Origin of the sequence: Sagittula sp. NFXS13, assembly GCF_040148795.1 — a bacterium.
Lineage (GTDB): Bacteria > Pseudomonadota > Alphaproteobacteria > Rhodobacterales > Rhodobacteraceae > Sagittula > Sagittula marina.
Genome location: NZ_JAGEMH010000019.1, coordinates 40,851 through 66,153, shown reverse-complemented (window position 1 = coordinate 66,153; position 25,303 = coordinate 40,851). Strand labels below are relative to the sequence as shown.

Sequence of the window (25,303 nt, the reverse complement as noted above, 5' to 3'; positions counted from 1 at the left end):
ATCCAGGTGCGTGTCGCTGTGCTTAACCGCTACACCGCTCTTGGCATGCCTGTCACAGAGCCCGTGGGGTAACTCCGTCCGGGGAAGGGGGAAGTTCGGCCAGACTTCGATTTGTGCAACAAAGCCCTGATACAGCCTCCTTGGATGATATCCCGAATATTCTAACTTCATTGTTGCACAGCTCTGACGGATGAAGGGTCACATTCCAGATCGCTTCGGTCCGAGAGGCGGCCTTGGGCAAACAGAGACATGCCCGCAAGTTTGGCGGTCCAGGCCGACGTCACTCAGTGCCCGACATGCGAGGGGAACTTCTGTCAGGGCGGGGCTCAACGTAACGCTTTCAACGGACACCGTTTGGTGTCGGTCGGCCGCAGTGGTGACGGGGACCGTACCGTGCTGCCAGAGTGCCCCGACCAGTTTCACGCAGGTGACGGGATCGGCGCCGTGATAACCCTCTCCTGTCTCATCATTTGGACATCTCCCGTTGCAGGGCGGGTAGGGCGAAACGTGTAAAGCAGACTGTCCCTCGCCATCGCGCCTGAGGCGCGTGCCGTTTTGCCACTGATGGCAAGAATGACTTCAGAAAGCCGTAACATTGGCAAACCTGTCCCGCGCGTCGCAGGGGCATTTAGCGTCGCATCACATCTGAAACGGTAATTATACGATATATGTGTTGCTTTGAGCGAATCTTTTACACGGATGCGCCTCTCGGACCCTGCCAATAATTGCGGAAAAATTTGTGAATAAGCGTCTTTTCCAGCATTTTGAAGGTCAGGCTAAGCTGCGATGTGAGCGCTAGCGGAGGTCGTTTATCCACCGCAATGCGTTGGCGATTAAAATTTAGACGCAATTTTTGCGAAGTAAAATCAACAACATAATATTTGTTTCTGTTGAATCCGTCGATTAAGGAGGTCTGCTGGCGCGCTTTTTTCTTCCCAGAATAGATAAAAGCGGTAACATTCACGTAAATCACATCTTTAAGACAGGACGATTACGTGCCCCAAGAGTTCGAAGCGCCATCCGTAGCTCCTGATATGTCCGGCGTCGCGACGCGGCCGCTTATGCTTGGCTCTGATGGGCTGCGCGTAATGGTGAAGGAGTGCCTTGGCGTCTCTGGCGTGCCGACGCGATGTGGCAGCGCTGCATTTGCAGATGCCCCGGCGGAGACCGTGCACTCCGCCGTGGTCGAGGATCTGTTGGCCGCAGAGGTGCGGATCACCGGCCTGGTGACGATGCATGAGATGGCCTTTGGTGTGAGCGGCGTAAACGCCTTTGCGGGGACCGCGCCGAACCCAAATTGGCCGGATCGCATTCCCGGCGGGTCGTCGTCTGGAACCGCCAGTGCCGTGGCTGCAGGGCTGTGCGACTTTGCCATCGGCACGGACACCGGCGGTTCGGTCCGTCAGCCCGCCTGCTGTTGTGGCGTCTACGGGCTGAAGCCGACCTTCGGGGCCATTGATCGGCGTGGCGCCGTGCCGCGCGCCTCATCCCTGGATGTGATCGGGCCAATGGCGCGCGATGCCGCGATGCTGGAATGCGCGGCGTCGATCCTTCTGAAATTCAAAGGCGAACAGGTTCAGACGCCGCGACTGGCCCGTATCACGGTCGAGGCCGATGCCGACATCAATGACGCCTTGGTTAAATCATTGGCCGGCAAGGGGCAGATCCCCGCGCTGGATTTGCCGTCCTTCAAGGCAGCGTATGAGGCGGGGCTGGTGGTAATCAACCACGAAATCGCTCAGGAGTTTGGGCAGCTCGCACGCTCCAACGCCTCCATGGGGGAGGACGTGAGATCACGCATTCTTGCCGCGCTCGAGGTGACAGACGCACAGCGCGCTGATGCCGAAGAGGTTCGCGCCCGGTTCACCGAGGAGGTGGATGCAGCGCTCGCCACGGTCGATGCGCTGGTCCTGCCCACGATGCCCTGCGTGCCGCCAACCTTGAGCGATGCGCAAGACCCTCGCGCGCTGATCCCTCTGACGCGGCTGGTGCGCCCCTTCAACCTCAGCGGCCATCCGGCGCTGACCATTCCGATCCTGACCGACAGCGGCTTGCCCGCCGGGCTGCAACTGGTGGGACGCAAGGGGGCGGATGCCACCCTCTGCGCCATCGCCCGCAGCCTGTTCCCAGCGAAACCGATAGTGGAGACCCAAGCATGACCCGCCCCGAACCCGACTTGTCGCGCACCGCCGCGCTGATGACGCTTTGTGATACGATCCGCGGCCGCCGGGCCGAGTTTGACCAGCTGCGCCACATTCCCCAGGATATTGTCGACGGCTTTCGCAAGGTGGGCGTTTACCGCGCCTTCGTGCCGACCCGTCTGGGCGGCGATGCGGTCACGCCCATGCAGTTTCTGGAGCTGATCGAGACCATTGCCGCCGCCGACCCTTCGGCAGGCTGGGTGGCGTCCTTTGGTGTGTCGTCGACCTATCTTGCGGCGCTTCCGGTGGAGACCTTTGATGCCATTTACGGCGCAAACCCTGACACGGTTTTTGCCGGGGGGCTGTTTCCGCCCCAGTCCGCGCAGCGCGTCGACGGCGGGGTCGAGGTCTCGGGCCGGTGGGCGTGGTGCTCCGGCTCCATGTGCGCGGATTTGCTTGGGGGTGGCATAAAGATCGACGGCGACGAGACGCCGCTGCCCCGCACCGCCGTGATGCCCCGCGACAAGGTCACGATCGACGAGACATGGAACACCATCGGTCTGCGCGGCACCGGCAGCCATGACCTCGTTGTCGACAAGGTGGTTGTGCCTGACGACTGGACGTTTGTCCGTGGAAACCCGTCCGCGATGGAGGACCGGATTTTCCGCTACCCCGCCATGGCACTGGCGGCGCAGGTTCTGGCGGTCGTGGCGCTTGGTGCGGCGCGCGAGGCGCTTGATTTCATTCGCTCGGATGCGGCGCAGCGTGCGTCGATCACCGGCGCCCCGCACCCCGGCGCGCGGCCTTATGTCCAGGCGCATCTGGCCCGCGCCGAGGCGACGCTCGCCGGCGCCCGCGCGCAGTTCTACGACGCCACCGCCAAGGCGTGGGAGGAGCTGGCCGACAACGACCGTGTGTCGACCGACACCCATGTCCGCTTGCGGCTTGCCGCGACAACGGCTGCCCATGACGGGGCAGAGGCCGCCCGACAGGCGTTCTTGATGGGCGGCGCGGGCGCGATGATGGCCGGGCATCCTCTGGGACGGCTGATGGTCGACGCGGCCTGCGTCGCGCAACACGCCTTCATGGGGGAGGGCACATGGACCTCTGCCGGGGCGGCCATGTTCGGCGAGCAGACACCGCCGGGTTTCCCCTGATTCCACCGCCACAGAGACAGACATTTATCGACGAAGGACAATCTCATGACCGATACACCGCTGCGCACGCTCTTGTGCTTCAACAACCACCCGACGTTTTTCTCCTTGCCGTTCGATCAGATCGGACCGGTCTGGAAGGCCACGCAGGAACTGATGGCGGGCATCGACCAGATGGACGGCGTCACCATCGTTGGCACCTTCGATGACGATCAGACCATGGTCGGCGCCAGCCAGGGCTTTCCATTCACATGGTACATCATGGCTGATTTCCCCAACCGCGAGGCGGTGCAGGCGGCCTGCAATCTGCTGCGCACCATCGTCGTGGGCGAGGGCAATGACCGGCTGTGGAAATACATGACCGTCGAGGCCCGCATGGGCCGCGCGCTGGAGATCCCCAAGCTGTGAGCGATCTGGCCCCGATCCTTGCGCGGCTCGACCGTCTGGAGGCCGAAAGCGCCTGCCGTCGCTGCCTGTCCGACTACATGGACATCTGCGACCGTTTGGATGGTGACACGGACCTCGGCGCGCTGGGCGCGCTGTTCACCACCGATGCCGTCTGGGGCGGGGCGGGCGACCGCTACGCCAAGGACTTCGGCAGCCACAAGGGGCGTGACGCCATCGTTGCATGGCTCGGGGCCTTTTGCACGACGCCGCCGCATTTCGCCATGAACGCACATTTCCTGTCGTCCGAGGCCATCACCCACACGAACACCGGTCTCACGGGGCGCTGGTTGATGCTGCAAACACCGACATTCCACGACGGGCAATCGTTTCTGATGGCCGCCCGGCTGGAGATCGACTTTGCCCACGAGGACGGCGCGTGGCGCATGGACCGCTTCTCGACACGCAATCTTTACGCGCGCCCGGTCGGCGACTGGAATGCGCCCATTCAGATCCCCGCACCCGCTGCGGGCAAGTAGAAAGGACCACTCATGTCCCTTGATGAATTCCCCTCCGGTCCGGTCGATACGGATCAACTGATGAAAGGCGACCGCGTCGCCACCGCCATGTACGAAGATCCGGCCATCTTCGATGCCGAGATGGACAAGATTTTCGGCAAATGCTGGAACTGGGTTGGCCACGAAAGCGAAGTGCCCGGCAAAGGCAACTTCAAGCTGTCGTGGGTCGGTCAGCAGCCGATCATCATTTCCCGCGACCGCAAAGGCGAGCTGCACGTGCTGGTGAACCGCTGTCGTCACCGCGCCGCCAGCGTCTGCGAGATCAAGAAGGGCAAGACCTCGTCCTTTCAGTGTCCCTATCATGGCTGGGGCTATGCGCTGAACGGTGACCTGCGGGCGATCCCCTACACCGAAGGCTACAGTGCCGACTTCGACAAGGCCAATTACGGGCTGAAGAAGCTGCGCGTCGAAACCTTCGAGGGCATGATCTTTGCCACCTTCGACTGGGATGCAGAACCGCTGGAGGACTTCCTTGGCAACGCCAAGCCGTGGATCAGCCTGTTCATGAAGCAGGGCGGCGGCTTTCCGATCAAGGCCTTGGGCGAGCACCAGTTCAAGGTGCCGATGAACTGGAAGGTGCAGCTGGAAAACACCACCGACGCCTACCACTTTCCCATCGTGCACAAATCCTTCCTGCAATCGCTGGACGGTGAGGCGCTCGATACGTTCTCCTTCATGGAAGACGACGATGGCTATGTCGAAGACCTCGGCAACGGCCACTCCGTCATGGTCATGATGCCGGAACTGATCGACCTCGACGATGACCCGGACGCGCCGATCCCCGAGCGGTTTGAAGAGCTGGCCGAGACGCTGCGCAAGGATTACGACGAAGCGCAGGTCAAGCGCATCGTGCGCGCCGTGGGCGGTTGCGGCTTCAACCTGAACCTCTTTCCCAACGCGGCCTGTTCGCTGTCGTTCTTCCGCATCCTGCGCCCCGTGTCGGTGAATGAAACCGAAATTCGCCACATCGCGCTTGGCATGGAGGGTGGACCGGAAGCGGCCAACCAGATGCGGATGCGTCTGCACGAGCATTTCCAGGGGCCGATGGGCTTTGGCTCTCCGGACGATGCCGAGGTTTGGGAACGCGTGCAGCGCGGCTCTGCCGGGGCAGGGGAACTGGACGTGATGGTGAACCGGGGCCTCGGCCTTGAAAAAGAGGGTGAGAACGGTCTGCCGATTGGCGATGTCTCCGCCGAAACCGGCATGCGCTCGGCCTACAAGATGTGGAAAAAGGTGATGGACCAATGAAGGATATGGTCGCAACGGAGGTGACCCTCGAAGAGGTCACCGCATTCCTGTGGACCGAAGCGGATCTGCTCGACGCGCGGGACTACGACGCCTGGCTCGCCTTGTGGACGGACGATGGCCACTACGTGATCCCGATCGAAAAGAACGCCACGGATTTCGCCAACACGCTCAACATTGCCTACGATGACAAGGCCATGCGCAAGATGCGGGTGGAGCGGTTTCAGGCGGGGTTTTCCATCTCGTCGGCGCCGCCTGCGGACAGCGTGCGCACCGTGTCGCGGATCGTCATCGACAAGGTCGAAGGCGAGGTCATCACCGTGCGCGCCGCGCAACATGTCATCGAGGACAAGTTCGGCCGCCAACGCGCCTTTGCCGCCAATGTGGAATGGGCGCTGGTGGTCACAGAGAACGGCCTGATGATCCGCGACAAGGTCGTGCGGCTGTTGAACTCCGACGGGACGCTGACCTCGATCAGCTACTTGTTCTGATGGGGGCGCCTTTGCCGGATAAGATCCAGACCGCTTTGGTCACAGGTGGGGCAAACGGGTTCGGCGCCACCGCCACCCGCGCCTTGCATGCCGCAGGCTATCGGGTGGTGATCGCCGACATCGACCAGGAGGCCGCGGGCAAACTGGCCTCCGAGCTTGACCTGTCAGGCGAAACCGCCGTGACGGCGACGTTGGATGTGTCCCGCCCCGAGGACTTTCAACTGGCGCTGGAGAAGATCGTGGCCCGCTGGGGCTCCGCCGAAGTGCTGGTGAACAACGCGGCCCGCACCGAAGCCAAGCCCGTGCTGGAGATCGACCCGCATGAGTTCAACGCCATCATGGCGACGAATGCCGGTGGGGTGTTCGCCGGATGCCAGACCTTTGGCAGGCATTTCAAGGATCGCGGTTACGGCCGCATCATCAACATGGCCTCGCTGGCCGGACAGAACGGCGGCACCGCGACAGGCGCCCATTACGCCGCCTCCAAAGGGGCGATCCTGACGCTGACCAAGGTCTTTGCCCGTGATCTCGCCGCGTTTGGCGTGACATGCAACGCGATCTCGCCCGGCCCGATGGACAGCCCGATGGTGCACAACATCGTGGGCGATAACCTCGACGGATTTCTGAAGAACGTCCCTGTCGGGCAGCTTGGGGACACGGCCTTTGTGGCCCGGATGGTCACCATGCTTGCCGGCCCGGATGCTGCCTTCGTCACCGGCGCGTGCTGGGACGTCAACGGCGGCCTGTACATGAGGTAAGGATGATGAAGGACATGCAGAACAGTTCAGCCCTGGTGCTCACCGTTGCCGAACGGATCGACGACAAGGGTGACATCATGCGCCTCACCCTGACCGGCGAAGGACCGCTGCCAGAGGTCGCGGCAGGCGCTCATATCGACCTGCTGGTGGAGACGCCAGAGGGACCGATCTGGCGGCAATATTCGTTGGCGGGGGATCCCGCGGACCGCACGCAATGGCAGCTGGGCATCCTGAAAGACCCGGACAGCCGTGGCGGCTCCGTGGCGCTCCACCAGCTTGTGAAGGCGGGGGAAACCGTCCACGTCGAAGGGCCCCGCAACCACTTTCCGCTGGCGCAGGCGGATCATACGGTCTTGTTCGGCGGCGGGATCGGCGTGACACCCATGCTGGCGATGGCCTGGGAGCTGCACGCCCAGGGCGCTGATTTCACGCTGCATTACGCCACCCGCACGGCAGAGCGCTGTGCCTTCGCAGATGTGCTGCCGGACCTGCCGTTCGCGGACAATGTCGTGCTCTACCACGATGACGCTCAAAAGCTCGACCTTTATGCGGTGATGCCCGCCCCGAACCCGACCACGCATGTCTACGTCTGTGGGCCGCAAGGGTTCATGGATTGGGTGATCGCGCACGCGGAGGCCAGCGGCCATGCCACCGACCATGTGCATCGGGAATATTTCAGCGCTGACGTGGACGCCTCCGGCGACAGCTTTGACGTCGAATGCGCGCAATCCGGCCTGACCGTCACTGTCGGCCCCGACGACACCATCGCCAAGGCCCTGGCCCGCGAAGGGCTGAAGATCGAGGTGAAATGCGAAGAAGGCATCTGCGGCACCTGTGTGACTGATGTGCTGGACGGCGAAATCGACCACCGCGACCAGTTCCTCACCGAGGACGAGCGCGAGGACAATGACCAGATTTGCGCCTGCTGCTCTCGTGGGCGCGGCAAGCTGGTCCTGGATATCTGAGGAGCGAGATGATGGAGTTACAACCCCTTTTCCGAGAAGGCATGTCGCGGCTCGGTGCCTCTGTCACCGTGCTGACAACGGATGGAAGCGCGGGCCAGCATGGCATGACGGCCTCGGCGGTCTGTTCCGTGACGGACACGCCCCCCACGCTGTTGGTCTGCGTCAATCGCGCCAACCGCAGCCATGATTTGTTCCTGCAAAACGGCGTGTTATGCGTCAACGTGCTCGCAGGCCACCACCGCGATCTGTCTGGCGTCTTCGCCAACAGCAAGGCCCCGGATCGGTTTGAACAGGCCGGGTGGACAACGCATGTCACAGGTGCTCCGGTGCTCGACGACGCGACCGCGTCTTTCGACTGCACAATCGTTGATCGGACGGAGATCGGAACGCATTCAGTCTTCTTTTGCGAGGTGCAAGAGATTGCACTTGCCCAAGGTGCACCGGAAAGCTTGGTCTGGTGCAACCGGACGTTCCACGATTTGCGGGCGGCCTCCTAAGGGCCCTTCGCCACTTCCGCGACGGCTGCACTACGAACGGCTGCGCGTCATACTCAACCAACAGGAAACGAAACGCTTATGAAACTCATTCTTGCCTCGGCCACCGCCCTGATGATGGCCTCCACCGCCATGGCGCAACCCCAGACCACGCTGACGGTGGCGAACTGGCTGCCGCCCGCGCACCCGCTGGTATCCGAAGTCATCGTGCCCATGACCGAACAGATCACCGAGGCCGCCGGCGGCACGGTGCAGACCACCATCCTGCCCGCCCCCCTGGGACCGCCCGCTGCGCATTTTGACTTTGCCGTCAACGGTGTGGCCGATATCACCTTTGGCGTGCAGGGCTACAATCCGGGCCGCTTCACCACCACCAACCTGGCCGAGCTTCCCTTCCTCAGCGACAGTGCAGAGGCCACGTCGGTCGCCTACTGGCGGGTCTTCGAGGATCAGCTGATCGATGCCGGCGAATATGATCAGGTGAAGGTCCTGGGCGTTTTCACCCACGGTCCGGGCGAGATCTTCATGAAGGAGGCGGACGCCGGCTCCGCGGATGTGCTGAAGGGTGCCAAGCTGCGCGTCGGCGGCGGCATCGTGCATGAGGTCGCCACCACGCTGGGCGCCGTCCCCGTCGAAGGACCGTCCTCCAAGGCGTATGAGCTGCTCAGCCAGGGCGTCGCGGACGGCATCCTGTTCCCCTACGAGTCGGTCAACTTCTTCAAGCTGATCCCGCAGCTCGACATCGGCATCTCTGTGCCCGGTGGTCTGTACAACACCTCCTTCTACGTGGTGATGAACAAGGCCAAGTGGGACAGCCTGAGCGCCGAACAGCAAGAGCAGATCGACAGCGTCACCGGCGAGGCTCTGGCCCGCATGGCAGGCAAGATGTGGGATCGCGCCGATGAAAAGGGCGTCGACGCCATGGACGGACAGATTGCCGTGTCGTCCGCGACCGATACGCAGCTGGAGACCTGGACAGCCGCCTTGCAACCGGTGATCGAAAGCAAGCTGGCAGAGATTGACGAGGCCGGTCTCGACAGCGCCGCACTTTATGATGCGTTCAAGGCAGAGATCGCCACTGCCGAAGCCGAGCTGCAATGAAACCCAGCGAGATGAGCCTTACGGATCGCTCAATGCAAACCCCGGCAGCCCATCGGCTGTCGGTTCCCGGCATCACGCTGCGGGGGGTGTTGTCGGTGCTTGGCGGTCTGTTCCTGCTGGCGATGATGGCGCTGACCGTGCTGGATGTGCTCGGGCGCTACCTGCTGAACGCACCGGTGGCCGGGGCGGGGGAGCTGACCGAGGTCCTGCTGTGCGGGACGATTTTCCTCGGGCTGTGTGCCGTGGCCTTGCGCGATGAGCATGTGACCGTCGACCTGATCACCGATCTGTTGCCGGACTGGGTACAGCCCTGGCGGCGCGTGGCCTGCGGCGTCTTTGGCTCCGTGATCCTTGGTTTGGTCACGTGGCGGCTTGCCGTCTACGCCGGGCAGATCGGCAGCTACGGCGGCCAGACCTCAACCCTGAAGCTGCCCATCGCGCCGCTGGGCTACTTCTGCGCGCTGTGCACCGGCGTTGGCGCCGTGCTGAGCACGGTCGTTCCCGTGCACCGCCTGATCCGCTATCTGAAAGGGTAACCCCATGGAATTTCTCGCATCTTGGCCCGTGGGCATGGTGGTGATCTTTGCCCTCCTGCTGGCGGGTGTCCCGATCTCCTTTGCCCTGGCCGGTGTCGGCGTCGCCGGTGTTGCGGCGATCATCGGATGGAGCCCGGCGCTCTCGTTGTTGGGCTCGACCTTCTTTGACAACGGGCGCGACTATTCCCTGTCGGTGCTGCCGCTGTTCCTGCTGATGGGCAATTTCGTGGTGCAATCGGGCATCGCGCAAGAGCTCTACGCATCGGCCTACGCGTGGTTGCGCCATCGCAAAGGCGGCCTTGCCACGGCGACCGTGATTGCCTGCGGCGCGTTCTCGTCCGTGTGTGGATCCTCGATGGCCACGGCCGCCACGATGACGCGGATCGCTCTGCCGTCGATGCGCAAGTTTGGCTACCCGGATCAACTCTCAACTGCGGCCATCGCAGCGGGTGGGACGCTTGGCATTCTGATCCCGCCCTCCGTCATTCTGGTTTTCTACGGCATCATGACCCAGCAGGACATCGGCAAGCTGTTCCTGGCGGGGTTGATCCCCGGCGTCCTTGGCGTCATCGGCTACGCCATCGCGGTGCGCATCACCGTGACCTGGCGCGGTATGGACCTGCCGGTGGAGGAAAAGCTGCCGCTGATGGATCGCATCCGCGCGCTGAAGGGCACGGCCGGGGCGCTGTTGCTGTTCGCCTTCGTGATGGGCGGCATCTATCTGGGGGTCTTCACCCCCACGGAAAGCGCAGGGATGGGCGCGGGCGGGGCCTTGCTGCTGGTGCTTCTGTCGGGCCGCTTCTCGCTGCGCGCTTTGGGCGATGTCCTCTATGACACGATGAAGACGACAGCCATGATGTTCTTCATCCTGTTCGGTGCGCTGACCTTTACCAACTACGTCAACATGAGCGGCATGACCGCTGACATCCAGGGGTTCCTTGCCAGCTTTGGCTCGACCCCGACGATGACCATTCTGATCATTCTGGGCATCTATCTTTTGCTGGGTTGCGTGCTTGAAAGCCTGTCGATGATCATGCTGACCGTGCCGGTGTTCTACCCCATCGTTGCGGCGCAGGGCTTTGACCTGATTTGGTTCGGCATCTTTGTCGTGATGGTAACGGAAATCAGCTACATCACGCCGCCGGTGGGGATGAATGCCTTCGTGCTGCGGTCTGTTGTGCCGGACGTGCGGCTGGGCACCATCTTCTCCGGGCTTGCGCCCTTTGTGGTGCTGGACGTGGTGCGGGTGGCCTTGCTGACCATCTTCCCCGGCATCGTTTTGTTCTTGACCTGAGGAGGCCAACATGACCCTCAAGATTGCTGTCGTCGGGGCGGGCAATATCGGCACCGCCATGACCGCCCTGCTGGGAGGCACCGACTGCGACCTGACGGTGGTGGCGCGTGGCCCCCGCGCCGCCCAGGTCGCGGCGAACGGCCTGCGCCTCGATGATCGTGGAACCCTGCATGAGGCCCGTCCGCCGGTGGTTGAACGGCTGGAGACGCCACAGGATGCCGTTTTCCTTTGCGTGAAATCGCATCAGCTGCCGCAGGCGGTTGCTCTCAACGCAGGCGGGATCGGCCCGGACACATTGATCATTCCGATGGTGAACGGGCTGCCGTTCTGGTTCTTCGCCGGAAAGGGCGAGGTGCCCTTTGTGGACCCGGAGGGAACTCTTGCGCGCCATCTGCGGCCCGAGCAGATCCTTGGGGCGGTGCTGCTGATGACCGTGCGGATGGAGGGGGATCTGGCCCTCTCCACCAATACGCCGACGCTTTCGCTGGGGCCTGCGGCGGGTCATCCGTCGGGACTGGCGCCTTTGCAGGACACTCTGGAACAAGCCGGCGTGCGCGTCGACCTCGCCAGCGACATCCGCGAAAAGGTGCTGGGCAAATTGCTGGGCAACATCACCACGAACCCTCTGTCGGCGCTGCTTGGCTGCACGCTCAAGACGATCGGCGAAACGCCCGAGCTGGGGCAACTGGTGTGCGCCGTCGCCGATCCGTTTCGCCAGTGGGCGGCGGGACAGGGCGTGGCATTGCCTGACAATCAATGGCTTCTGGACCTGCTGATCGACGCCGGGGATTTCCCCACCTCCATGTTGCAGGACGCGCGCGCTGGTCGCACGCTTGAACTGGACGCCATCGCCCGCGCGCCTTTGGCTTTGGCGGCGCAGTCCGGCCACCCCATTCCCGCGCTAAAGGCGATCCTCGAAGCCATTGATGAAGCCGATAGCCTGCCGCTCTCCCCTGCCAAAGCGGGGGGCCTTCCGCCTCGCCTGCTGGCAAACTTGGAAAAGGAGTTAATCCAATGAACGATATGTCCACGGTCCAGAAACCCATCGACCAGATGACCGAGGCCGAACTGCGCGTGCAACTGACGGATTTCTATCACCTCGTCAGCTACCTCGGCTGGACCGAGCTGATCTTCAATCATATTTCGGTGCGCCTGCCCGGTGATGAGCACGCCTATCTGGTCAACCCGATGGGGCTGCACTACGACGAGGTCACGCCAGACAATCTGCTGGTGGTGGGTGTCGATGGCAAGCTGAAGCGCGAAAGCGAATACAAGCCCAATCCTGCGGGGTTCGCGCTGCATGGCGCGATCCACGAACACCGCCCGGATGTGGGCTGCGTGGTGCACACCCACACCACGCCTGTCTCTGCCATCACGATGAAGGGCTATGACATAGACCACAATTCCTTCTACGGCGCGCAGCTGTATGGGCGCGTGGCGTATCATACCTTCGAAGGCATCACGATCTACGACGAGGAGCGCGACCGCATGCTTCAGTCGCTTGGCGACAAGCATGTTCTGGTTTTGAAAAACCACGGCGTCGCCTGCATGGAGACGGACATCCCGCTGACCTTCTTCCTGCTCTGGACGTTTCAGCGCGCGGCGGAAATCCAATGCGCCTCCGCTGCGCTGCCGGGGCCGGACAGCCAGCTTCCCGAGACCATCAAGGAAAAATGCGCAGCCGATGCACAGCGGCTCAAGGAAAGCGCATCCTTCGCCACGCTGCTGTTCGACGCCATGGTCCGCAAGATGAAGCGTGACCGCCCGGAATTCGCCTGACGACACGCACAGGTGGGGCCAGACGGCCCCGCCTTAAAGGTCCCCGAGCTTGTGAAACACCTTCTCCAGCAGCAGGTTCATCACCATTTTTTCCTCTCGCGACATATCGTCAAAGACAGCGCGGAAGATCTCATCGGCCACGGCGCGTGCCTTGCGGCGCAACTGATGGCCCTCGGACGTCAGCGTGACCTCGGTCACGCGGCCATCGGTCTGGCGCGGGGCCGTGGTGACCAGACCCTGCGCGGCCATGCGCTGTACGATCTTGGTGGCGGTGGTGAGCTTGATGATACACAGGCGCGCGATCTCAGAGACCGACAGCGCCGGCTCCTCGTAAACCGACATGAGCACCCGCCAATAGGTGATGTCGAGCCCTTCGGCCTTCAGCCGTTGCTCCATGACCATGTTGTATTGGTTCGACGTCTGGGTGATCCAGTAGAACGGCCAATCCGTTTTGGAAAAATAGGGCTCCGTCTCTGGGCGGCCCGGGTTTTGATCTTCGGTTTGTTGCATGCGCGGGCCTTGGATGGAATGCGTTCGTCAGGGGTAGGCAAGGTCTGTGGCAACTGCAACGGCTTGGCCTGAAATCTACGCGCAATGTGGCGCATGGGTCCAGCCACGCGAACATCTGCGTCGCTCGTGACAAAGGTATCTACCGCCAGACGCGAGTCTCGCCAAGGCGCAGACGCGCCTTTATCAGGATTTGCAAGACAGGGGTGCGCCCCATGCGAGGAGACGGGCAGAATGACCAATACGGCGGAGACGAACACGGCGGAACGCGTCGCTGACATATTGATGACGGCGCGCGAGACGGGGCAGCGCGGCGATGCCACGCGGCTGCCGGTGCCAGACTATGCCGAAGCGCTCGACATCCAGACCCGGCAGCTCCGTCACCTTGGTCCGATCAGCGGCTTCAAGGTCGGCGCATTTCGCGACGGGCAGCCGGCGATGGCGCCGATCCCGCGCGCGCATACCCATGATAATGGGGCCGATGTGCCCGCACGCGGCCGACTTGGGCTGGAGTTGGAAATCGGTTTCGACCTTCTGCGCGCGCCCGACCCGGCGATGCGGGACAGGCCGCAGGACTACGTTGTGCCGCGCCTCGTGCTGGAGCTGTGTGATCAGCGGTTGTCCGGCGAAGCGCTGGACCCGGCGGTAAAGCTTGCGGACATGCAGCTTAACCACGGTCTGGTCCTCGGTCCTGTTCTGACGGATTGGGACGGGGCCGACTTCGGACACCTTAACGCACGTCTGCAATGTGGAGAGGACGTGGTGGTGGATGGCCCGGTCAGCGTGCCGGGCGGGTCCGCGCTGCGCGCTCTGTGGGTGCTGATGGACCATCTGGGCGATCACTGTGGCGGGCTTCAGGTCGGGCAGACGATCATCACGGGGTCTGTCTCCGGCCTGGAATGGTTTCCGCCGGGCACGGACGTCCAAGCCCGGATCGACGGCTTCGGTGACATCTCCTGCCGCCTCGTTCAGGGGTGATCCTGCGCCTCGGACAACAGCGCCTGCGTTCGATCGGAAAGATACTCTGCGACCAGCCGAGCGGCGCGTGACAGGGGTCGCCGCGCGTCAATGGCGACGGCAATCGTGGGCGGCACCAATCCCTTGTCCCGCAAGGGCAGAAACACCAGCCGCCCATCCCGCAATTCCGGCAGGGCGTCCAGTTCCGAGGTGATCATCGCCACGTCGCCTTGCAGCAGGGCGCGCTTGAGTACCTGAAGCGAATTCGACGCCAGAACCGGGGTGTTTTCGGCAAAGAACCACGCGTGCCGCGCCTCCATGTATTGGCGCATGGGCAGCAGGGCGCTTTGCGACACAAGGGCGTGGCCGTTGACCTTGGCCAATGTCGTCTCCGCCTCGGCGGCAAGCGGATGCTCCGGCGCCACGATGCAGCCAAAGCGCAGCTTTTCGCTCCATAGCACATGCTGGTGACGCAGCCGCGGCAGGTTGAAGGCCATGGCCACCTCTACCGTCCCTTCGTCCAGTTCACGCGCGGCGGCGGCTGGGGTGGCGATGTTCAGTGTCAGGCGAATTTGCGGGTGCTCTGCACGCAGCCAGCAATGCAGGTCTTCGAGCACGCCATTGGCGAGGCTGTCCATGGCGACGAGCCGCACGTTGCCGCGCTCCTGGCCGCGCATCTCCTGCAGCTCCGCTTCCAGCCGCTCCGCGTCCGATCGCCAACGGCGCGCCATGACGACCACCGCTTCGCCTGCGGCGGTCGGGCGCATGCCGCGGGGCAACCGTTCAAACAAGGGCGCGCGATTCGCCTCTTCGAGCGTTTTTATGTGGCGGTCGATGGCCGACGCCGCGATTCCAAGGGCGCGCGACGCGGCCTGCACCGAGCCGTGTTCCGCCACTGCCTCAACATACAGCAGTTGGCGCGGAAAGAGGTGAAGTTTCATCAATACCCCAAATTTTGCATGCTCAATTTGAGAACGCAAAATCATCTAATTTGTCATGGATGGCAATCGTTGGACTGCGTACCGTCTGTTGAAACATTACCGTTTCGCCTGAAAGGACCGCATCTCATGCAGCCCGACACAACAGTCCCCGGCGTCTTGCCCGCCTGTCCAGATGTCTTCTGCGGGAACTCGACATCGCAGGGCCGCATGATCATCTCCGGGTCAATCGTCCTGTCAAATCTGACGCCCATTGGCGCAACAGCCGATGTCCGGATGAAGCGCCCACAAGCGGGCGTCACGGCATGAGCTTTCCCCCCGTCGACGGAACCCGGATCGGCATGCTGACGCCGTCCTCCAACACGGTTCTGGAACCCTACACCTCGGCCATGCTCGCCCCCTTTGGCCCACAGGCCAGCGCGCATTTCGGTCGCTTCCGCGTGGTGGAAATCTCCATGTCCGAGGCGTCGCAGGCACAGTTCACGCTGGAGCCGATCCTTGAGGCCGCCGAACGGCTGGCAGAGGCCAAGCCCGCGCTGATCTGCTGGAATGGCACGTCGGCCTCCTGGCTGGGTCTGGACAAGGACCGTGCCTTGTGCGCCGCCATCACCGAGCGCACCGGCGTGCCCGCGACCTCCACGATCCTGGCCTACGATGCCTATTTTCGCGCCCGTGCGGTGAAAACGCTCGGCCTCGTGACGCCCTATATCGAGGATATCGAAACCCGCATGATTGCCAATTACGCCGCCCAGGGCATTGCCGTCACCGCCGCTCGCAGGCTGAATGACAAGGGCAATTACAGCTTTGCCACCTATCCGCCAGAGCAGGTGGCAGACCTCGTGGCCGACGTCGCCCAAAGCAAACCGGACGCCATCGCCATCGTCTGCACGAACTTTCGCGGCGCCCCCGTGGCCGCCGGGATCGAACAGGCCACCGGCGTGCCGGTCCTCGACAGCGTTTCCATCACCGCCGCCCATTGCCTTCGGCTGACGGGCCTCGACCCGGCGCGGGTCACCGGCTGGGGCGGCGTCTTTGACAGTTTCACCGACATTTCCTGAACGACACGAAACACCATGAACAGAGGAGACACACCATGATCCGCCCCTTGACGACGTGCGTTGCCGCACTGATGCTTGCCCTGCCGGCACAGGCCGAAACCCTTCGCGTGATGGGCCAGCCGGTTGCCACCGGACTGATCCAGAAAAACGTCGAACAGCCGTTCTTCGAGAACTTCGCCGAGAACACCGGCCTCGAAAGCTTCACCGCCGACTACCAGCCCGTCGACGTCACCGGCATCAAGGACACAGAGCAGCTGCGCATCCTCAAGGACGGGCTGTTCGACATCGTGTCCCTGCGCCTGTCTCAGGTCAGCCGCGATGAGCCGACGATCCTTGGCCTTGACCTGGTGGGCCTCAACCCGGACTACGACACGGGCCGCAAGACGGTCGAAGCTTTCGCCCCCGTGGTGGATGAGCGCCTTCAGGCCAAATTCAACACCAAGCTTCTGGGCGTCTGGCCCTTTGGTCCGCAGGTCCTGTTCTGTGAGCCGGAAATAGCCTCGCTGGCCGATCTCAAAGGGTTGAAGGTCCGCGTCTACGATCAGAACCTTGCGGAATTCGTCTCCCTGCTCGGCGGGACACCGGTGCCTCTGTCCTTCCCCGAGGTGCAGCAGTCTCTGGCGCGCGGGGTCGTGGATTGTGCGATCACGGGTCCGTCCTCGGCCAATTCCGCAGGCTGGCCCGAAGTGACCGCCTACACGCTGCCCATCGCGTTCCAGCTTGCCATGAACGGCTATGGCATCAACCTCGACACGTGGAACAGCCTGACGCCGGAGCAGCAAGATAAACTCCAAGCGGGCTTCGATGCGCTGACCGACGAGATCTGGACCTACTCCGAAGAGCTTTTTGACGACGCGGTCAACTGCAACACCGGCACGGAACCCTGCGAAACGGGCACCGCCTATGACCTCAAACTGGTCGAGCCTTCCGCCGCAGACAAGGAACTGGTCGGCACCGCCGTTCCCAATGTCTCCTTCCCGGCGTGGAAAGAGGTTTGTGACGCGACCAATCCGGGCTGCTCCGAGGCATGGCTCGCCGCCACCGGCGCTTCCATGTGATTGACTGACCTTCGGTCTGTTCATCTGACACTGTGGCGCGCCTCGACACGGGGCGCGCGCTCTATTCCCCAAACCGGAGGCCTGAAATGGACCGCCTTGCCACATGGATCAGCCGCCTGTTCGGATGGGCGCTCCTGTTTCTTTCCGCTTTCGTCGCGTTGGAGACCGTCTTGCGCAAACTGTTCAACACCTCGCTTCAGGGCGCGGACGAGTTGGGCGGCTATATTCTGGCTGCCGGGGCGGCGCTGTCCTTTGTCGTGGCCATGATCGACCGGGCGCATATCCGCATAGACGTCCTGCACGCGCGCTTTCCATTGCGTGTGCAAGCCGCGCTGGACTGGGTGTCGGTGGTGTCGCTGGGCGTGCTGGGGCTGTTCTTTCTTTACGTGGGCTGGTTCGTGATCGGCGATACGCTTGACTACGGGTCCACCGCCGCGACGCCGTGGCGCACGCCGCTGATCTGGCCGCAGTCTGCGTGGTACGCGGGGTTGGTGATCTTTGCGTTTTGCGCCTTTGCCATGGCCTATCGCGCGACCCGTCTGTTTTTGTCCGGCGACCACCGTCGGCTTGCCTCTGAATTCAACCCGTCCTCTGCCGAGGATGAATTGGCCGAAGAACTCGACCAACTCAAATCCCGCTGAAGGTAAACTGTCATGGATATTCTCGACGTTCTCGTTGGCTTCATCACGATGATGGGCCTGCTTCTCGCAGGCTTGCCCGTGGCCACGGTCATGGTCGTCATGGGGGTGGCGGGTGGCATGATCCTCTACGGCCCGGTGCTGCTGAAAAGCATGGGGCCTGTGCTTTGGGGCACCTCGAACGAGCCTGTGCTGACGGCCATTCCGCTGTTCATCCTGCTGGGGGAGTTGCTGCTGCGCTCGGGGCTGGCGGATCGCATGTACGGCGCGCTGGCGCTGTGGCTTGGGCGGCTGCCGGGCGGCTTGCTGCACACCAACATCGGCTGCTGTTCGTTGTTCGCGGCGACCTCCGGATCTTCTGTCGCCACCGCGGCAACCGTGGGGACCGTTGCGCTTCCGGCCCTGACCGAGCGGCGCTACAAGCCGTCCCGCGCGTTGGGATCCCTGGCGGCCGGGGGCACTCTGGGCATCCTGATCCCGCCGTCCGTGAACCTGCTGGTCTATGGGTCGCTTGCCAGCGTGTCGGTCGGACAATTGTTCATCGCAGGTGTGATCCCCGGCATCTTGCTGACGCTGTTGTTCATGACCTTTATCGCCGTTCAGGACATCCTGTCCCCCGGCGGTGCCTTCGAGGATGCCCATGTGCCCTGGGAGGCAAAACTGAAGGCGCTCAAGCATCTGATCCCTGCGGCGACAGTGTTTTCCATCGTCATGGGGTCGATCTACCTTGGCATCGCCACACCGACCGAAAGTGCCGCGCTGGCGGTGATCGTCGCCTTGGGCTTCGTCGCGGCGGAGGGCAAGCTGACCTTGGGCTTTCTCGACATCTGCTTTCGCAAGACGGCCAAGACGACGGGCATGATCCTTCTCATCATCGTCGCGGCCTTTACGCTGAATGTGACGCTGGCGCTGGGCGGCATCACCGGTGTCATGTCCGCATGGGTTCAGGGGCTTGGCCTGTCTGCGGTCGAATTGCTCTTTGCGCTGATGGTCTTCTACCTCGTGCTTGGCATGTTCATGGACGTTCTGTCGATGCAGGTGCTGACCATTCCCATCGTCGTGCCGATCATCACCGTGGCCGGGATCGACCCGGTGTGGTTCGGCATCTTCGTGGTCCTGATGTGTGAGCTGGGGATGATCACGCCGCCGGTGGGTATGAACCTGTACGTGGTCCAGGGGGTGCGCGGCGACAAGGGCGCGTTCACCGATGTCATCTATGGGGCGGTGCCCTACGCCCTGTTGATGGTGCTCTTCACCTCGGCGCTGATCTTCTGGCCCGCCATTGCCATGTGGCTGCCGCAGGCGGTGGGCCGATGACCGCGCGGCTGGAGGTTGGCAGGCTGACCGACGCCTGCGCCCTGCTCCAGGGCTTCCGCGACGGCACGGCGGACCCTGTCGGCGTCATGCGCGATCATCTCGCCACCATCGCGCGGCTGGACCCTGTGCTGAACGCGTTCTCGGCGCGCGCCTCGGATGCGATGGACTGCGCCGAGGAAGCGCGGGCGCGCTGGGCCGACGGCACGGCGAAAGGTCCGCTCGATGGTCTGCCCATCATCATCAAGGACAACCTCGTCTCTACCGGACTGCCCGCGGCCTGGGGCAATGCGGAGCTGGCGTCCCGAACGCCGACGCTGGATGAACTTCCCGTGGCAGCCCTGCGCGCGGCGGGCGCGATTGTGGTGGGAAAGGGCAATACACCGGAATTCGCCGTCGAGGGCTACACCGGCAACACGACCTTCGGGACCACGCGCAACCCCTTTGACCCGGCGTTGACGCCCGGTGGCTCATCAGGTGGCGTGGTCGCCGCCGTGGCCTCTGGGATGGCGGTGGCCGGGCTGGGCACGGATGGCGGCGGCTCGATCCGGCGGCCTGCGGGCTACACCGGCCTGTGGGGGCTGAAGCCCGGCATCGGCACGGTGCAGCGGGGCAGGGGGCTGCCACAGGTGCTGCTTGATTTCGAGACGGTCGGCCCGATCACCCGGTCCGCGCGGGACCTTGCGCTGTTCCAATCCGTTCTGGCGCCGATCCCGGACGTGACAAACCGGCCCTTGCGCATTCTGGCCGTGTCCCGGATCAAGGACGCGCCCTGCGATCCGGACATCCTGTCGTCGTTCGAAAGCACAGTGGCGCGGCTGCGAGCCCTGGGCCATAGCGTGGTGGAGCAGCCTTTGCCGCTGGACCTTGAGCCGTTGGGAGAAGTCTGGACCGGCATGGCAGAGATCGGGCTGGCCCATCTCACCCGCATCGATCCAGTGGTCATGAAGACCGCCGCCGACAAGTATCAGGCCATGGCCGCACGCGGCGCGGCGCGGTCCGCTGTCGACCTCTACGAGGCGCTGTCGCGTGTGTTCACGCTGCGCGAGGCGGTGCGCGGGCTCTGGGGGTTTGATGCGGTCCTGATGCCGACCGCCGCCGCGCCGCCGTGGTCCGCGACACAGGCCTACCCCGACACCATCGGCGGGCAAACGGTCGGGCCAAGAGGCCACGCGGTCTACACGGGGTGGGTCAATGCCGCCGGGCTTCCTGCGCTCGCCTTTCCCGGGGAGCCAATGAACGGGCTTCCAATCGGGATGCAGTTGATCGGTGATCACGGGGCAGAGGCGATGCTGCTGCAGATGGCGCGCGCGCTGGACCGTTGATTGCCACTCTGCCCGGCACATACGATCAGATCCGGCCGACTGCATCACGGAAAGGACCCCGCGCATTCCACATGGGAAGAAGTATGGCCCGCGTTTCCGTGTGGTCTCGATCACAGGAAAGGGGAGGGGCCGTCAGGCGTCACCACCAACGCCGCAAAAACATCGCCACAGAGGCAGAGCGCTGCGGCCTTCCTGAAGGCCGCGATCAGGTACGGATCCCTGCTTACGCCATCGACGAATTGCCCGGCGGGCGGTGGCACCGGGTCGCGCTATCACGTGATGAAACGGATGAGGCTGCTGCTGGATGAGCGATCCCCGGCGCCGGGCGCGTATATGGTGATCCGGATGCCGCGCAGCCGACGTGTCGTCGCAAGACGCAATCCGGGCAGAGCACCTTACCGAAACATTCGCAGGCACGGGTATCATCTGCTATTCCAAAAGCCGGAAGGGCAGGCGCCGAAGGCGAGGATCAGCGTGCTGCGCTCGACCTGCTGCCGGGCGCGCCGATTTGCCGTGGCCGGGCACCGAACACATATTGCCATAGGGAGTGTGAGCATGGATATTCTGGTAAAGGGTGGTCTGCTGGCCGACGGCACGCAGGCCGACATCGCCATCACTGGCGACACCATCACAGAGGTCGCGCCGGGTATCTCCGCCGAGGCGGGCGAGGTGATCGACGCGCGGGGAAAGCTGGTCACGCAGCCCTTCGTTGATGCACATTTTCACATGGATGCGACTCAGTCCTACGGGCGGCCACGGGTGAACGCCTCTGGCACATTGCTCGAAGGCATCGCGCTGTGGGGGGAGCTGAAGCAGCAGCAGACGCGCGAGGACATCATCGCCCGCGCGCTCGATTATTGTCGGCAGGCAGTCGCCAAGGGCATCCTTGCGATCCGCAGCCATGTGGATGTGACGGACGAAAGCTTCAACACGGTCGAGGCGCTGCTGGAGGTCCGCGACCGTGTGCGCGGCGTGCTGGACCTGCAACTGGTCGCCTTCCCGCAGGATGGTTGGTTCCGCGCCCCGAACGGAGAACATCAGGTGATCCGCGCGCTGGACGCCGGTGTCGATGTGGTCGGCGGCATTCCACATTTCGAACGCACCATGGCGGATGGCGCGGCCTCTGTCCGGGCGGCCTGTGAGCTGGCCGCCGCGCGTGGCCTGCGGGTAGATCTGCATTGCGACGAAAGCGACGATCCCCTGTCGCGGCACATTGAAACGCTGGCCGCCGAGACCCTGCGCTGTGGTCTGCAAGGTCGCGTTGCCGGGTCGCATCTGACCTCCATGCATTCGATGGACAACTACTACGTCGCCAAACTGCTGCCGCTGATCGCTGAGGCACAGGTGGCCGCGATCCCCAACCCGCTGATCAACATCACACTTCAGGGACGTATGGACAGCTACCCCAAGCGGCGTGGCCAGACCCGTGTGCCAGAGCTGTGCGCGGCTGGGGTGACGGTGGCTTTCGGTCAGGATTGTGTGCGCGACCCGTGGTATCCGCTGGGCTCGGGCGACATGCTGGACGTGGCCCATATGGGGCTGCACGTCGGCCTGATGACCGCGCCGGACGAGATGCGCACGGCGTTCGAGATGGTCACCAGAACCCCGGCAGAGATCCTCGGGCTGGACTTTGGTCTGGCCAAGGGCAAACGCGCCAGCCTTGTGGTGCTGGATGCGCCTGATCCGATCGAGGCGCTGCGCCTGCGGCCCGCGCGTCTGGCGGTGGTCTCCAACGGGAAGGTGGTCTCACGGACAGAGCCTGCGCGCAGTGATCTGTCCGTGACGTTCTGACATCCGGTTGGCCTAGATCGCCTTTACCAGACGGAGCGCATCGTAGATCGCCGCGTGCGTGTTGCGCGCGGCGACGGCGTCGCCAATGCGGAAAAGTTTATAAAGTCCTGCAGAATTGCGGCTGACAATTTGGGGTGCGCCGCTGATGAGTGCGTCGTAATCCACCTCGCCAAGGTTCGACGACCCGGCCAGCAGATCGAAGTACAGATCGTCGAGCGGCCGGGTGCCGTGGTTGACCACCACCTGATCCACTTCGCGGGTGCGGGTCACGCCGCCGTAGTCGCTGCCGATGGTGGCCCGCAGGTGGTTGCCGTCGCGCGTCACCGAGTCCAGCTTCCACGTCACGGTAAAGGTCACGTCGCGCTGTTGCAGTTCGCGCATCGCCGGGGTGAGGGACATGGCCATCACCTCGGACGAGATGTTGCGGTCGCGGGTCATCAGTTCGACCCTGGCGCCGGTTGCCGCGATCTTTTCCGCCGCCTGAAGCGCGGCGTAATCGCCCGCATCGTCGTAGATCAACACGTTGCTGCCCGGCACCGCGTCGCCCGAAAGTATGTCCCAGGCGGAGACGACAAGCTCATCGCCTTTGGTCAGAACCTCCGTGTGGGGCAGGCCACCGGTGGCGACGATGACCACATCCGGGGCGTCCGCCTGTACCGTGTCGGCATCGGCAAAGCTGTTGAAGCGAAAGGTGGCGCCCATGCGTGCGCATTCGTCAAAGCGCCATTGGATCAGCTGGATCATCTCGGCTCGGCGCGGGGTCTGCGCGGTCAGCCGGACCTGACCACCGGGATCGTTGGCGGCCTCGTGGACGATGACCTCATGCCCACGGGCCGCGGCCACGCGCGCGGCCTCCAGCCCCGCCGGCCCGGCGCCGATGATCACCACGCGGCGTTTTTCATCGGCTGCGGGCACGTCGTGGGGCTGTTCCAGCTCACGGCCCGTCGCCGGGTTATGCAGGCAGAGTGCCATGCCGCCCTGATAGATGCGGTCGAGACAGTAGTTCGCGCCGACACACGGCCGGATGCGGTCTTCTTCGCCGCGCAGGATCTTGGCCACGATATGGGGGTCGGCCATGTGGGCGCGGGTCATGCCGACCATATCCAGCTTGCCGCTGGCAATGGCGTGGCGCGCGGTGGCAACGTCCTGGATCTTGGCGGCGTGGAAGGTGGGGAACTGGGTCGCGGCGCGCACTTCCCCGGCGAAATCCAGATGCGGGGCAGAGCGCATCCCCTGCACGGGGATCACGTCGGTCAGTCCGGCGTCGGTCTCGATATGGTCCTTGATGACGTTCAGGAAGTCGACCATGCCGCTGTCCTTCAGCCGGCGCGAGATCTCGATCCCGTCAGTCCTGGTCAGGCCGCCGGGCATGTCCTCATCCGCGGTGTAGCGCAGGCCGACGATGAAATCGGAGCCGCAGCGTTTGCGGATCTCGGACAGGATGTCGAAGGTGAACCGCAGTCGGTTGTCCAGCGAGCCGCCATACGGGCCATCCAGATCGTTGGTCAGCGGCGACCAGAACTGGTCCATCAGGTGGCCGTAGGCCTGCAGCTCGATCCCGTCCAGACCTGCGGCCTGCATCCGCTCTGCCGCGTCGGCGTAATCGGTGATGATGCGGGCGATGTCCCACTCCTCGGCCTTCTTCGGGAACGCCTTGTGCGAGGGCTCGCGTTCATGTCCCGGCGAGACAACCGGCAGCCAGTCGGCCTTGTCCCACCGCGTGCGGCGGCCAAGGTGGGTGAGCTGGATCATCACCGCAGAGCCGTGGTCGTGGCATTCGTCGGCGAGCTGCTTCATCCAGACGACGACCTCGTCCTTCCACGCCAGAATGTTGTTGAAGACCGGCGGGCTGTCCCGCGAAACGCTGGCCGACCCGGCGGTCATGGTCAGCGCCACACCGGCCCGCGCGCGCTCCACATGGTAGGCGCGGTAGCGGTCCTTGGGCATCCCGTCCTCGGGGTAGGCGGGTTCGTGGCTGGTGATCATCAGCCGGTTTTTCAGGGTCAGATGCTTCAGTTGATAGGGCTGGAGAAGCGGATCGTTGGTCATGGCGGGCTCCCTTGCTGCTCTAGCGATTCCACAAAATGTACAGAGGTGTCAATTTAAATGTGCATAGATGTACATTTTGCATTGCCGGGGTATTTCGATGCGCCTATCGTGCCGCCATGACAGAGGTGATTTCAGACGAACAAAAGGGGTGGCGTGGTTCGCGGGAGGTCTGGCTGGAGGCCGCGCGGGCGGCGTTTCTCGACAGTGGACTGGACGCGGTGAAGGTGCAGCCGCTGGCCGCGCGGCTTGGCCTGTCGCGCACCAGTTTCTATTGGTTTTTCAAGGACCGGGCGGCGATCCTCGACGCGCTGCAAGACGACTGGGAATCCACCAACACGGCTGCGCTGGTCGCGGGCTGCGAGGCCCCGGCAGAGACCATTTCAGAGGCCGTGCTGAACCTGCTTGCCGTGTTTCTGGACGAAAACCGTTTCATGCCACGCTACGATATGGCGGTGCGCGGCTGGGCACATCAGTCCGACGCCGTGGCCGCGCGGGTCAGTGCGGCGGACGATCAACGGCTGGCCGCGATCCGGAGCATGTTCATGCGCTTCGGGTTCGAGGCAGGGGAGGCCGACGTCCGTGCGCGCACCGTCTACCTTGTGCAGATCGGCTACATCGCCTTGCAGACCAAAGAGGCTCTGGAGGATCGGCTGGCCCGCATTCCGGCCTACGTCAAGACATACGCCGGGCAGCCTGCGACCGAGGCGGAGCTGATGCGTTTCCGCGCGCGGTTCACATGACCGACACA

General features: G+C 63.5%; 27 protein-coding genes. 23 read left to right on the top strand and 4 right to left on the bottom strand.

Annotated elements, in window-relative coordinates:
• Nucleotides 1–691: 691 nt before the first annotated feature.
• Nucleotides 692–964: a hypothetical protein gene (locus J4E08_RS21780; RefSeq protein WP_349540285.1), complete on the bottom strand. Its 273-nt coding sequence runs from the start codon at nt 962–964 to the stop codon at nt 692–694.
• A 31-nt stretch (nt 965–995) separates the two neighbouring features.
• Here J4E08_RS21780 and J4E08_RS21775 point away from each other — a divergent pair, with 31 nt between their 5' ends.
• The 14 genes from J4E08_RS21775 (at nt 996) to J4E08_RS21710 (ending at nt 12,920) form a co-directional block, all read left to right on the top strand.
• A complete protein-coding gene (locus J4E08_RS21775; RefSeq protein ID WP_349540284.1) occupies nt 996–2,159 on the top strand; it encodes an amidase in 1,164 nt (387 codons plus the stop codon).
• Nucleotides 2,156–3,298 carry an acyl-CoA dehydrogenase family protein gene (locus J4E08_RS21770; RefSeq protein ID WP_349540283.1) on the top strand — a complete coding sequence of 381 codons (1,143 nt, stop codon included), beginning with the start codon at nt 2,156–2,158 and terminating at the stop codon, nt 3,296–3,298. Before J4E08_RS21775 ends, J4E08_RS21770 begins: the two co-directional genes overlap by 4 nt.
• A 45-nt stretch (nt 3,299–3,343) precedes the next feature.
• A complete protein-coding gene (locus tag J4E08_RS21765; RefSeq protein WP_183965762.1) occupies nt 3,344–3,703 on the top strand; it encodes a hypothetical protein in 360 nt (119 codons plus the stop codon).
• Nucleotides 3,700–4,218 (top strand): nuclear transport factor 2 family protein, encoded by a 519-nt coding sequence (locus J4E08_RS21760; protein ID WP_183965764.1) that lies wholly within the window; start codon nt 3,700–3,702, stop codon nt 4,216–4,218. Before J4E08_RS21765 ends, J4E08_RS21760 begins: the two co-directional genes overlap by 4 nt.
• 12 nt (nt 4,219–4,230) lie before the next feature.
• Nucleotides 4,231–5,505, top strand: a complete 1,275-nt coding sequence (locus J4E08_RS21755) for an aromatic ring-hydroxylating oxygenase subunit alpha (protein ID WP_349540282.1) — start codon at nt 4,231–4,233, stop codon at nt 5,503–5,505.
• Nucleotides 5,502–5,993, top strand: coding sequence for an aromatic-ring-hydroxylating dioxygenase subunit beta (locus J4E08_RS21750; protein ID WP_349540281.1), 492 nt, complete (start codon nt 5,502–5,504; stop codon nt 5,991–5,993). The genes J4E08_RS21755 and J4E08_RS21750 overlap by 4 nt, the downstream gene beginning before the upstream one ends.
• Nucleotides 5,994–6,004: 11 nt before the next feature.
• Nucleotides 6,005–6,751 carry an SDR family NAD(P)-dependent oxidoreductase gene (locus J4E08_RS21745; protein WP_349540280.1) on the top strand — a complete coding sequence of 249 codons (747 nt, stop codon included), beginning with the start codon at nt 6,005–6,007 and terminating at the stop codon, nt 6,749–6,751.
• Between the two features lie 14 nt (nt 6,752–6,765).
• A complete protein-coding gene (locus J4E08_RS21740) occupies nt 6,766–7,716 on the top strand; it encodes a PDR/VanB family oxidoreductase (RefSeq protein WP_349540279.1) in 951 nt (316 codons plus the stop codon).
• Between the two features lie 11 nt (nt 7,717–7,727).
• Nucleotides 7,728–8,213 (top strand): flavin reductase, encoded by a 486-nt coding sequence (locus J4E08_RS21735; RefSeq protein ID WP_349540278.1) that lies wholly within the window; start codon nt 7,728–7,730, stop codon nt 8,211–8,213.
• Nucleotides 8,214–8,291: 78 nt separating this feature from the next.
• Nucleotides 8,292–9,311, top strand: a complete 1,020-nt coding sequence (locus tag J4E08_RS21730) for a TRAP transporter substrate-binding protein (protein WP_349540277.1) — start codon at nt 8,292–8,294, stop codon at nt 9,309–9,311.
• Between the two features lie 11 nt (nt 9,312–9,322).
• Nucleotides 9,323–9,847: a TRAP transporter small permease gene (locus tag J4E08_RS21725; protein WP_349540276.1), complete on the top strand. Its 525-nt coding sequence runs from the start codon at nt 9,323–9,325 to the stop codon at nt 9,845–9,847.
• 4 nt (nt 9,848–9,851) lie between these two features.
• A complete protein-coding gene (locus tag J4E08_RS21720; protein ID WP_183965774.1) occupies nt 9,852–11,141 on the top strand; it encodes a TRAP transporter large permease in 1,290 nt (429 codons plus the stop codon).
• A gap of 10 nt (nt 11,142–11,151) precedes the next feature.
• Complete coding sequence (locus J4E08_RS21715) at nt 11,152–12,159, top strand: ketopantoate reductase family protein (protein WP_349540275.1); 1,008 nt, start codon at nt 11,152–11,154, stop codon at nt 12,157–12,159.
• Nucleotides 12,156–12,920, top strand: coding sequence for a class II aldolase/adducin family protein (locus J4E08_RS21710; protein WP_221235571.1), 765 nt, complete (start codon nt 12,156–12,158; stop codon nt 12,918–12,920). Before J4E08_RS21715 ends, J4E08_RS21710 begins: the two co-directional genes overlap by 4 nt.
• Before the next feature lie 33 nt (nt 12,921–12,953).
• On the opposite strand, the gene J4E08_RS21705 is transcribed toward J4E08_RS21710, so the two are convergent.
• Entirely contained in the window at nt 12,954–13,430 is a 477-nt protein-coding gene (locus J4E08_RS21705; protein WP_349540274.1) for a MarR family winged helix-turn-helix transcriptional regulator, read from the bottom strand.
• A gap of 231 nt (nt 13,431–13,661) precedes the next feature.
• Here J4E08_RS21705 and J4E08_RS21700 point away from each other — a divergent pair, with 231 nt between their 5' ends.
• Nucleotides 13,662–14,405 (top strand): hydratase, encoded by a 744-nt coding sequence (locus J4E08_RS21700; protein WP_349540273.1) that lies wholly within the window; start codon nt 13,662–13,664, stop codon nt 14,403–14,405.
• On the opposite strand, the gene J4E08_RS21695 is transcribed toward J4E08_RS21700, so the two are convergent.
• A complete protein-coding gene (locus J4E08_RS21695; protein WP_349540272.1) occupies nt 14,396–15,325 on the bottom strand; it encodes a LysR family transcriptional regulator in 930 nt (309 codons plus the stop codon). The genes J4E08_RS21700 and J4E08_RS21695 overlap by 10 nt on opposite strands.
• Before the next feature lie 126 nt (nt 15,326–15,451).
• Between J4E08_RS21695 and J4E08_RS21690 the strand changes: the two genes are divergently transcribed.
• The 7 genes from J4E08_RS21690 (at nt 15,452) to J4E08_RS21660 (ending at nt 22,506) form a co-directional block, all read left to right on the top strand.
• A complete protein-coding gene (locus J4E08_RS21690; RefSeq protein WP_349540271.1) occupies nt 15,452–15,631 on the top strand; it encodes a hypothetical protein in 180 nt (59 codons plus the stop codon).
• On the top strand, nt 15,628–16,380 hold the full coding sequence (locus tag J4E08_RS21685) for a maleate cis-trans isomerase family protein (RefSeq protein WP_349540270.1): 753 nt from the start codon (nt 15,628–15,630) through the stop codon (nt 16,378–16,380). Before J4E08_RS21690 ends, J4E08_RS21685 begins: the two co-directional genes overlap by 4 nt.
• Nucleotides 16,381–16,415: 35 nt before the next feature.
• Entirely contained in the window at nt 16,416–17,438 is a 1,023-nt protein-coding gene (locus J4E08_RS21680; RefSeq protein ID WP_349540269.1) for a TRAP transporter substrate-binding protein, read from the top strand.
• Nucleotides 17,439–17,524: 86 nt separating this feature from the next.
• Entirely contained in the window at nt 17,525–18,079 is a 555-nt protein-coding gene (locus tag J4E08_RS21675; RefSeq protein ID WP_349540268.1) for a TRAP transporter small permease subunit, read from the top strand.
• A 12-nt stretch (nt 18,080–18,091) separates the two neighbouring features.
• Nucleotides 18,092–19,393, top strand: a complete 1,302-nt coding sequence (locus J4E08_RS21670; RefSeq protein WP_349540267.1) for a TRAP transporter large permease — start codon at nt 18,092–18,094, stop codon at nt 19,391–19,393.
• Nucleotides 19,390–20,715 carry an amidase gene (locus J4E08_RS21665; protein WP_349540266.1) on the top strand — a complete coding sequence of 442 codons (1,326 nt, stop codon included), beginning with the start codon at nt 19,390–19,392 and terminating at the stop codon, nt 20,713–20,715. The genes J4E08_RS21670 and J4E08_RS21665 overlap by 4 nt, the downstream gene beginning before the upstream one ends.
• 555 nt (nt 20,716–21,270) lie before the next feature.
• On the top strand, nt 21,271–22,506 hold the full coding sequence (locus J4E08_RS21660; RefSeq protein WP_349540265.1) for a cytosine deaminase: 1,236 nt from the start codon (nt 21,271–21,273) through the stop codon (nt 22,504–22,506).
• 12 nt (nt 22,507–22,518) lie between these two features.
• Here J4E08_RS21660 and J4E08_RS21655 read toward each other — a convergent pair whose 3' ends face one another.
• Nucleotides 22,519–24,555 carry an oxidoreductase gene (locus J4E08_RS21655; protein ID WP_349540264.1) on the bottom strand — a complete coding sequence of 679 codons (2,037 nt, stop codon included), beginning with the start codon at nt 24,553–24,555 and terminating at the stop codon, nt 22,519–22,521.
• A gap of 116 nt (nt 24,556–24,671) precedes the next feature.
• Here J4E08_RS21655 and J4E08_RS21650 point away from each other — a divergent pair, with 116 nt between their 5' ends.
• Complete coding sequence (locus J4E08_RS21650; protein ID WP_349540263.1) at nt 24,672–25,295, top strand: TetR/AcrR family transcriptional regulator; 624 nt, start codon at nt 24,672–24,674, stop codon at nt 25,293–25,295.
• The last annotated feature ends 8 nt before the right edge of the window (nt 25,296–25,303 follow it).